We start from the raw sequence: 8,387 nt of genomic DNA on the forward strand, positions 1-8,387 counted from the left end.
TGTGAACGGCGTGCACGCGCACATGCCCCGCGCGCGCTCCCGCGACACGAGCGGGTGCGGTCAACTGGTCAGTGCCCCGCACGGGACGACGGCTCCCGGGCGGCCGGGGCCGCCGGCCCTTTTCCCCGCCCTCGTCCGGCGGCCCCGGCAACACGCGGAAAGCGCTGTTCACACGCCCGCAACACCCGTTCCCACCATCCGGACAAACTTTGGTGTGATCTCGACAAGATGCGGGTGCGCTGCCACTCTCGCGCCATGATCTCTGTCGCCCGCATCATGCGCCGCGCCGCCGTCACCGCCACCGCCGCCTGCCTCGCCGCCGCCGTCGGCTGTGCCCCGCAGCCGGAGGGGGACACCGCCTCCCGGCCGTCCGTGGACACCTGCCGGGCCGGCGAGTTGGCCACGAAGACGCGCGGCAAGCTGACGATCGCCACCGACAAGCCCGCGTACGAGCCCTGGTTCAAGGACGACGACCCGTCCAACGGCAAGGGCTTCGAGTCCGCCGTCGCGTACGCCGTCGCCCAGCGGCTCGGCTACGGCAAGGACGCCGTGGTGTGGCAGAGCGTGCCGTTCAACAAGGCGTTCGCGCCCGGCGAGAAGACCTTCGACTTCGACATCAACCAGGTCTCCGTCAGCGAGGAACGCAAGAAGGCGGTGGACTTCTCCTCCGGCTACTACGACGTGCGGCAGGCCGTCGTCGCGCTGAAGGGCTCCAAGGCCGCGTCGGCGAAGAGCCTCGCCGATCTGAGGGACGTCAAGCTGGGCGCCCAGGTCGGCACCACCAGCCTCGACCACATCAACGACGTGGTGCGGCCGAAGCGGGCGCCCGCTGTGTACGCCAAGAACGACCAGGCCAAGTCCGCGCTGAAGAACGGCCAGGTCGACGCGATCGTCACCGATCTGCCGACCGCCTTCTACATCACGGCCGCCGAGGTGACCGACGCGAGGATCGTCGGCCAGTTCGAGAACCGGGGCGGCAGCCCGGAGCAGTTCGGCCTCGTCCTCGACAAGGGCAGCGCCCTCACGTCGTGCGTGAGCGGCGCGGTGGACGCCCTGCACGAGGACGGCACACTGGCGAAGCTGGAGCAGCAGTGGCTGTCGGACGCCGTCGACGCCCCGGTCCTGAAGTGACGCTCACCGAGGAGCCGGAGGGCACGCGCGACTCGTACACGCCCTCGCGGCGGCGGCTGGAGCGGGAGCGGTTCAAGCGTGCCCGCGCCCGCCGGGCGACCGCGATCGCGGCCCTGTCCACGCTCGTCACGGGCGTCGCCCTGTATCTCGTCGTCGTCAGCGCGCCCGGCTGGCCGCGCACCAAGGAGACGTTCTTCGACGCGGGGTACGCGCGCGAGGCGCTGCCGAAGGTCCTCGAAGGGCTGTGGCTGAACGTCCGGCTGCTGCTGGTGTGCGGGGCCGCCGTGCTCGTGCTCGGCATGCTGATCGCTGTCGCGCGGACCCTGCGCGGCCCGGTGTTCTTCCCGTTGCGGGTGCTGGCCGCCGCGTACACCGACTTCTTCCGGGGCCTGCCGCTGATCATCAATCTGATGATCGTGGTACTGGGGGTGCCGGCGCTGCGGCTACAGGGCGTGACCGTCGATCCGGTGCTGCTGGGCGGCACGGCGCTCACGCTGACGTATTCGGCGTACGTCGCGGAGGTGTTCCGCGCGGGCATCGAGTCCGTGCATCCGTCCCAGCGCGCGGCGGCCCGCTCGCTGGGCCTGACCAACCGTCAGGCACTGCGGTACGTCGTGCTGCCGCAGGCGGTACGGCGTCAGGTACCGCCGCTGCTCAACGACCTGGTGTCGCTGCAGAAGGACACGGGGCTCGTGTCGATCGGCGGCGCGGTGGACGCGGTGCGGGCGGCGGACATCATCGTGGGGCGCAGCCTCAACTACACGCCGTACATCGTCGCGGGGCTGGTGTTCGTGGCGCTGACCATCCCGATGACTCGGTTCACGGACTGGGTGACGGCCCGGCTGGACAGCCGGCGGACCCAGGGAGGGACGGCATGAAGGAGACGCCCGTGCTGCGGATGGAGGCGGTCCGCAAGTCGTTCGGTGACTCGCTCGTCCTGCGGGACGTGGACCTGGAGGTCGCCCCGCACACCGTGACGGCGCTCATCGGCGCGTCCGGCTCCGGCAAGTCGACGCTGCTGCGCTGCGCCAATCTGCTGGAGGAGATCGACGACGGCGCGATCTGGCTGGACGGGGAGGAGATCACCGACCCGCGTGCGGACCAGGACGCGGTGCGGCGCCGGATCGGTGTGGTGTTCCAGTCGTACAACCTCTTCCCGCACATGACGGTGCTGGAGAACATCACGCTCGCACCGCGCCGGGTGCATGGCGTGGGCCGGGCGGAGGCGGAGGAGCACGCCCGCGAGCTGCTGGAGCGGCTGGGGCTCGCCGAGAAGGCGGGCGAGTACCCGGACCGGCTCAGCGGGGGGCAGCAACAGCGTGTGGCGATCGTGCGCGCCCTCGCCGTGCGGCCCCGGCTGCTGCTGCTCGACGAGATCACCGCCGCGCTCGACCCGGAGCTGGTGGGCGAGGTTCTCGCCGTCGTGCGCGGCCTGAAGGACGAGGGCATGACGATGGTGCTGGCCACGCACGAGATGGGCTTCGCCCGGGACGTCGCCGACCAGGTGTGCTTCCTGGAGGGTGGTGTGGTGCTGGAACGGGGCACCGCCCAGGAGGTGTTCGGCGATCCGCAGCAGGAGCGCACTCGGCGCTTCCTGCGGCGCATCGTGGAGGCGGGGCGCCTGTAGCCGGAGGGGGCGGGCCGGCGAGGGGCCCTCGCCATGGCGGGCGGTCCTTGCACGCCGCTCCCCGGCTTCCGCTACGCGTCGGTGCGTGCCGGGCCCGCCAGGGCGGCCACCCGCTCCACGGCGAACGCGTACCCCTGCACCCCGCACCCGGCGATGACACCGTCCGCCCTCAGCGACACGTACGAGTGGTGGCGGAACGTCTCGCGCTGGTGGATGTTGGAGATGTGCACCTCGATCACCGGCAGTCCGTCGCAGGTGTTGAGGGCGTCGAGGAGGGCGACCGAGGTGTGCGAGTAGGCGGCGGGGTTGATGACGATGCCGCAGTGGCCGAGCCGTGCCTCGTGGATCCAGTCGACCAGCTCGCCCTCGTGGTTGGACTGGCGGAAGTCGACCGTCGCCCCGTGCGCGGCGGCCGTCCTCGCGCACAGCGCCTCGACGTCGGCGAGCGTGTCGGAGCCGTAGATCTCCGGCTGGCGCTGCCCCAGCAGGTTCAGATTGGGGCCGTTGAGAATCATGATCGGGGCGCTGGCCAGGGTGCGGGGCACGGTTCCTCCGGTCCGTTCATGGGCAGGGGGCGGCCCGGCGGGCCGCTGCTCGCACCCGGTGTATCACGCTGCGCGGATATCGCGGTGCGCGGCCGTCGCCGCGGCATCTAGCATCCGGGCATGACGACGATCTCCTACCCGCCCAAGCCGTCACCCGGCGACCGCATGGCCGTCATCTCCCCTGGGGCCGGGCTTCCGGGCCTGCTTCCCCTCCCCCACGAGCTGGGGCTTCAGCGGTTGCGCGAGGAATTCGGCCTGGAGCCGGTGGAGTATCCGGCGACCCGGAAGACGGGGGCCACGCCCGAGGAGCGGGCCGCCGACATCCACGCCGCGTTCGCCGACCCCACCGTGAAGGCGGTGATGGCGTCGATCGGCGGCGACGACATGATCACCGTCCTGCCGTGTCTGGACCGGGAGTTGATCCGGGCCAACCCGAAGCCGTTCTTCGGGATGAGCGACAACACCAACCTGCTGATGTTCCTCTACAACACGGGCATCGTCGGCTTCCACGGCGCGACCGTGATGGCGGCGCTCGGCCGTCCCGGCGCGATGGCCCCGCTGACCGAGGAGTCACTGCGGGCGGCGCTGTTCACGCCGGGCGAGTACGAGCTGCGGCCCGCCGAGCGGTGGCGGGACGTGGACCGGGACTGGGCCGACCCGGCGACGTTCGAGGTCGAGCCGGAGACCCGGCCGGGCACCGGCTGGCAGTGGGTGAACGCCGACCGGGTGGTGGAGGGCCGCAGCTGGGGCGGCTGTCTGGAGATCGTCGCGTGGCTTCTGATGGCCGACCGGGAGATCTCCCACGACCTGTCCGTGTACGACGGCGGGGTGCTGCTGCTGGAGACCTCGGAGGAAATGCCGAGCGGCACGGAGGTGTTCCGCACGCTGCGCAACATGGGCGAGCGGGGCCTGCTCCAGCGGTTCCCGGCCCTGCTGGTGGGCCGCCCCAAGACCTGGTCCTTCGAGCGGCCCCACTCGCCCGAGGAGAGCGACCGTTACGCCGCCGAGCAGCGTGAGGCGATCCTGCGCGCGATGCGCACCTACGCCCCCGACACGATGATCGTGTTCGATGTGGACTTCGGCCACACCGATCCGCAGCTCGTCCTGCCCTACGGCGGCACGATCCGCGTCGACGGCCCCGCCCGGCGCATCACCGTCACCTACTGACCGGGGCGACAGCGAGGTCGCCCCGATCGGCGTCGGCGCCCCACCGAGCACACCGCCGAGGTTGCAGCCGACGGCGCGCCGAGCGGGGCGGCACCGTGCCGTGGGGGTGGGCGCGTATCTGACGGCCGTCGCGCTGTTCAGCTTCGGCTGTTTCACGCTGCTGCCAAAGACGCGTCCGGTGGTGGTGCCGGTGCGGGAGCCGTTCCTGGAGTGAGCGCGGCCTGGCCTGCCCGGGGCTCGGCGCCTGCCCTGGGGGCGGCCCGGCCGGGCTGGTGGCGCTCGGCGGGCCGGGCGTCAGGGGTTGATCGCCAGCTCCAGGTAGGCCGCGAGGAGCACGAGATGCACGCCGCCCTGCAGTGGTGTCGCCCGGCCAGGTACGACGGTCAGGGAGCTGACGACGACGGTCAGGGCGAGCAGCACCATGTGGGTCGCGCCGAGGCCGAGGGTGAGCGGGCCGGTGAGCCACACCGAGGCGAGCGCGACCGCGGGGATCGTGAGTCCGATGCTGGCCATGGCGGAGCCGAGGGCCAGGTTGAGGCTGGTCTGGACGCGGTCCCGGCGGGCGGCGCGCAGGGCAGCGATGGTCTCGGGCAGCAGCACCAGCAGGGCGATGACCACTCCGACGACGGCTTGAGGCAGTCCCGCCGCCTCCACCCCGGACTCGATGGCCGGTGACACGCCTTTGGCCAGGCCGACCACTCCGACCAGTGCCAGGCCCAGCAGTCCGAGGCTGACCAGGGCGGTGCGGGCGGGCGGCGCCTCGGCGTGGTCCTCGCCGGTGATCACCTCGCCCTGGCGGGTGAGCGGCAGGAAGTAGTCGCGGTGCCGGATGGTCTGGGTCGCCACGAACAGGCCGTACAGGACGATCGAGGAGACGGCGGCGAAGCTGAGCTGGACCGTCGAGAACTCGGGGCCCGGTTTGCTCGTGGTGAAGGTCGGCAGTACGAGGCTGAGCGTGGCCAGCGTCGCGACGGTGGCGAGGGCGGCCCCGGTGCCCTCAGGGTTGAAGATCGCCGTGCCGTGGCGCAGTGATCCGACGAGCAGGCTCGCGCCGACGACGCCGTTGCAGGTGATCATCACGGCGGCGAAGACGGTGTCTCTGGCCAGCGTGGCGCTCTTGTCGCCGCCGTCGAGCATGAGGGTGACGATCAGCGCCACTTCGATGATCGTGACGGCGACGGCCAGGACGAGGGAGCCGAACGGTTCCCCCACCCGGTGGGCGACCACCTCGGCGTGGTGGACCGCCGCCAGCACGGATCCGGCCAGGACCAGCGTCACCAGGGCGACGGTCCAGCCCGGCAGATGCCGTCCCCAGGTGACCACCAGCAGGACGACCGCGACGACCGGCACGACGGTGGTCCACCGGGAGGTGAGCGACCTGAGCCGAGCGATCATGGGGCGATCGTCGCAGAGGCCTTCGGGGTTCGCATTCCGGTCCGTGCGCCGGTCGGGGGTTCGCGCCGTGCGGGTGATGGGTCGTCCTCCTTCGGTTCCGGGTCGGTGGCGTGGGGGGTCAGCCGGGGACGCTGTCCGTCGCGGGGCTCTTCTCCGGCGTGTCCGCGCTCTGCCGCTCGGCCGCCTTCTTCGAGGAGCGCAGGCTGGTGACGGTCGTGACGGCGAGGACGCCGCAGATCACGCCGAGGGAGACGGGGATGCCGATCTGCGGGACGTGCACCCCCGACTCGTGCAGGGCGTGCAGCACCAGCTTCACGCCGATGAAGCCGAGGATGACCGACAGGCCGTACGACAGGTGGACGAGCTTGCGCAGCAGGCCGCCGATGAGGAAGTACAGCTGCCGCAGGCCCATCAGCGCGAAGGCGTTGGCGGTGAAGACGATGTACGGGTCCTGCGTCAGGCCGAAGATCGCAGGGATGGAGTCCAGCGCGAACAGGACGTCGGTGGTGCCGATGGCGAGCATCACGACCAGCATCGGGGTCATGACGCGCTTGCCGTGCTGCGTGATCCACAGCTTGGTGCCGTGGTAGCGGTCGGCGACGCCGAAGCGGCGCTCGACGGCCTTCAGCAGTTTGTTCTCCTCGTATTCTTCGTTCTCCTCGTCCTCCTGGTCGGCCCGTGCCTCCTGGATGAGCTTCCAGGCGGTCCAGATGAGGAAGGCACCGAACAGGTAGAACACCCATGCGAAGCTGGCGAGGATCGCCGCGCCCGCCGCGATGAACACGGCCCGCAGGACCAGGGCTATGAGGACTCCGACGAGGAGGACCCGCTGCTGGTACCGCGACGGCACCGCGAACTTCGCCATGATCAGGACGAAGACGAAGAGGTTGTCGACGCTGAGGGACTTCTCGGTGATGAAGCCGGCGAAGAACTCTCCGGCGGGCCGGCCGCCGCCGAACAGGAACAGTCCGAGTCCGAAGAGTCCGGCCAGAGCGATCCAGACGACCGTCCAGGTGCCGGCTTCCTTCAGGGACACCTCGTGCGGTTTGCGGCCGATGACGAAATCGATCGCGATGAGGGCGGCCAGGCCCGTGACGGTCAGGACCCACAGGGTCGGGGAAACATCCACTGCGCCTCCGGCAGTCGTAACGGCATGTGAGGTACGTCGTTGCGCGCTGGAGGTCTCTTCCACCCTTGACGGGCCGGCGCCCCGGGATCGGTCGGATCCGTATTGACGGGTGCGCCGCAGTGACAGGGAGTACTCCCCTCCGTGGGGACTACCGTAACCGAATAACCAAGAATTGGTAACGTGTTTGACAAAGGAAATGCCAAGTGTGCAGGTGAGAGGTGTTTTACCTGAGCTTGGCGCGGGCCTGGGCGACCTGGGTGAGGACCTGCTGGAGGACCTGGCTGCCCGCCGGGACGAGGGACGGTTCGAAGGTCCAGGCGTGCCCGACCCACGGGTCGGCGAGATGATCGTCCGCCACCGGGGTGAGCCGCAGCAGCGACCGCCACAGCGGGTCCAGCAACGGACCGTAACCGGCGGAGTCCTCCCGGTCGGCGACCATCAGCAGATGCACCCCGACCGAGGGCCCCTCGTCGGCAAGGTAGCGCAGCCGTGTCACGGCCCGGTCGTCGAAACCGTGCGGGAAGTCGTTGACCAGCAGCAGTTGCTGCGCGGTGTCCAGACCGGGCGGCAGCGAGTCGGCCGCACCGCCGCGCACCGCCATCTGCACCAGGTCGACCCGCTCGGTCAGCCGCTCCAGCACCTGCGTGACGCCGGCGGCGCCCACCGCGGGAGGCCCGGCCAGGACACCCGTCCCCACCAGCGGCGCCAGCGGCTGGACCGCGGAGCCCGCGGGATCGATGACATGCACCGTGAACTCACCGGCCGGATGCACCGCGAGCAGCCGCGCGGCCAGCGCCACCGCGGTCTCCATGGCCCGGTGCCGCATCTCGTGCGAGTCGGTGAACGAGCCGTCGAGGGAAGCGGCGCGTCCGCTGTCGATCCACACGCCGCGCTCCAGCGGCAGCCGCAGCAGCAGGGGTATGCGCAGCGGGTCGCTCTCGGGCAGGTACAGATCGCCGGCCCGCAGCGCCATGGGCATCTCCATCGGCACCCGGTAGCCGTGCCACACGGGGTTGTCCCAGCGGGCGTACGCCGGGGGCAGGGCGGGCTCGACGACATCGGCCTCGGCCTGCAGCTGGGCGAGGTCGCGGTCCAGCACCTGCCGGGCCTGGCCGACGAGGTCGGCGTGACGGGCCCGGGCCGCCTCCCGTGCCGCCTCCCCGTGGCCGCCGATGCGGTGGCGCGGGTCGGACAGCACCTGGTCGAGTTCCTTCTCCATGCGGGAGTCCGCGAAGTCGACCGCGCTGCGGTAGGCGGCGGTCGTACGGGCCAGGTCCTCGAACATGCCCCACACCTGGTTGTAGAGCCGCTCGTCCATCGTCCAGCCGGTCGCGTCGCCCGCGACCGGCTGGACGATGGACGAGCGGCTCTACAACCAGGTGTGGGGCATGTT

Annotated in this window: 7 protein-coding genes and 1 pseudogene; 4 read left to right on the forward strand and 4 right to left on the reverse strand. The window is 70.9% G+C overall.

Translation table 11 applies throughout. The features are described from left to right. The first annotated feature begins 255 nt into the window (after window positions 1–255). From MTQ10_RS07755 to MTQ10_RS07765, 3 genes are read left to right on the forward strand one after another with little or no spacing between them, the layout of a single operon-like run. Window positions 256–1,131, forward strand: coding sequence for an ABC transporter substrate-binding protein (locus MTQ10_RS07755; protein WP_247463696.1), 876 nt, complete (start codon window positions 256–258; stop codon window positions 1,129–1,131). After that, the gene (locus MTQ10_RS07760; RefSeq protein WP_247463699.1) at window positions 1,128–2,009 is read left to right on the forward strand and encodes an amino acid ABC transporter permease; all 882 of its coding nucleotides are present in this window, start codon (window positions 1,128–1,130) and stop codon (window positions 2,007–2,009) included. Before MTQ10_RS07755 ends, MTQ10_RS07760 begins: the two co-directional genes overlap by 4 nt. Continuing rightward, complete coding sequence (locus MTQ10_RS07765) at window positions 2,006–2,758, forward strand: amino acid ABC transporter ATP-binding protein (RefSeq protein ID WP_247463702.1); 753 nt, start codon at window positions 2,006–2,008, stop codon at window positions 2,756–2,758. Before MTQ10_RS07760 ends, MTQ10_RS07765 begins: the two co-directional genes overlap by 4 nt. A gap of 71 nt (window positions 2,759–2,829) precedes the next feature. Here the strand turns inward: MTQ10_RS07765 and aroQ are convergent, their stop codons facing one another. Further along, entirely contained in the window at window positions 2,830–3,303 is a 474-nt protein-coding gene (gene aroQ, locus MTQ10_RS07770; protein ID WP_247463704.1) for a type II 3-dehydroquinate dehydratase, read from the reverse strand. Between the two features lie 120 nt (window positions 3,304–3,423). On the opposite strand from aroQ, the gene MTQ10_RS07775 reads away from it, so the two are divergent. Beyond that, window positions 3,424–4,470 (forward strand): S66 family peptidase, encoded by a 1,047-nt coding sequence (locus MTQ10_RS07775; protein ID WP_247463707.1) that lies wholly within the window; start codon window positions 3,424–3,426, stop codon window positions 4,468–4,470. A gap of 294 nt (window positions 4,471–4,764) precedes the next feature. Here MTQ10_RS07775 and MTQ10_RS07785 read toward each other — a convergent pair whose 3' ends face one another. The 3 genes and pseudogenes from MTQ10_RS07785 to MTQ10_RS07795 all read right to left on the reverse strand — a co-directional run. Further along, a complete protein-coding gene (locus MTQ10_RS07785) occupies window positions 4,765–5,865 on the reverse strand; it encodes a calcium:proton antiporter (RefSeq protein ID WP_247463710.1) in 1,101 nt (366 codons plus the stop codon). Window positions 5,866–5,983: 118 nt separating this feature from the next. Beyond that, on the reverse strand, window positions 5,984–6,994 hold the full coding sequence (locus MTQ10_RS07790) for a TerC family protein (protein WP_247463713.1): 1,011 nt from the start codon (window positions 6,992–6,994) through the stop codon (window positions 5,984–5,986). A 223-nt stretch (window positions 6,995–7,217) separates the two neighbouring features. Continuing rightward, window positions 7,218–8,345, reverse strand: a pseudogene (locus MTQ10_RS07795) (TerD family protein); the annotation flags it as partial. Between the last annotated feature and the right edge of the window lie 42 nt (window positions 8,346–8,387).

The organism is Streptomyces sp. XM83C (genome assembly GCF_023072675.1).
In the GTDB taxonomy this organism is placed as follows: Bacteria; Actinomycetota; Actinomycetes; order Streptomycetales; family Streptomycetaceae; genus Streptomyces; species Streptomyces thermocoprophilus.

Bases quoted from the DNA above. Each gene is read 5' to 3' on its own strand.
- MTQ10_RS07755 (WP_247463696.1), top strand. From the start codon at position 256: ATGATCTCTGTCGCCCGCATCATGCGCCGCGCCGCCGTCACCGCCACC.
- MTQ10_RS07765 (WP_247463702.1), top strand. From the start codon at position 2,006: ATGAAGGAGACGCCCGTGCTGCGGATGGAGGCGGTCCGCAAGTCGTTC.
- MTQ10_RS07775 (WP_247463707.1), top strand. From the start codon at position 3,424: ATGACGACGATCTCCTACCCGCCCAAGCCGTCACCCGGCGACCGCATG.
- MTQ10_RS07785 (WP_247463710.1), bottom strand. From the start codon at position 5,865: ATGATCGCTCGGCTCAGGTCGCTCACCTCCCGGTGGACCACCGTCGTG.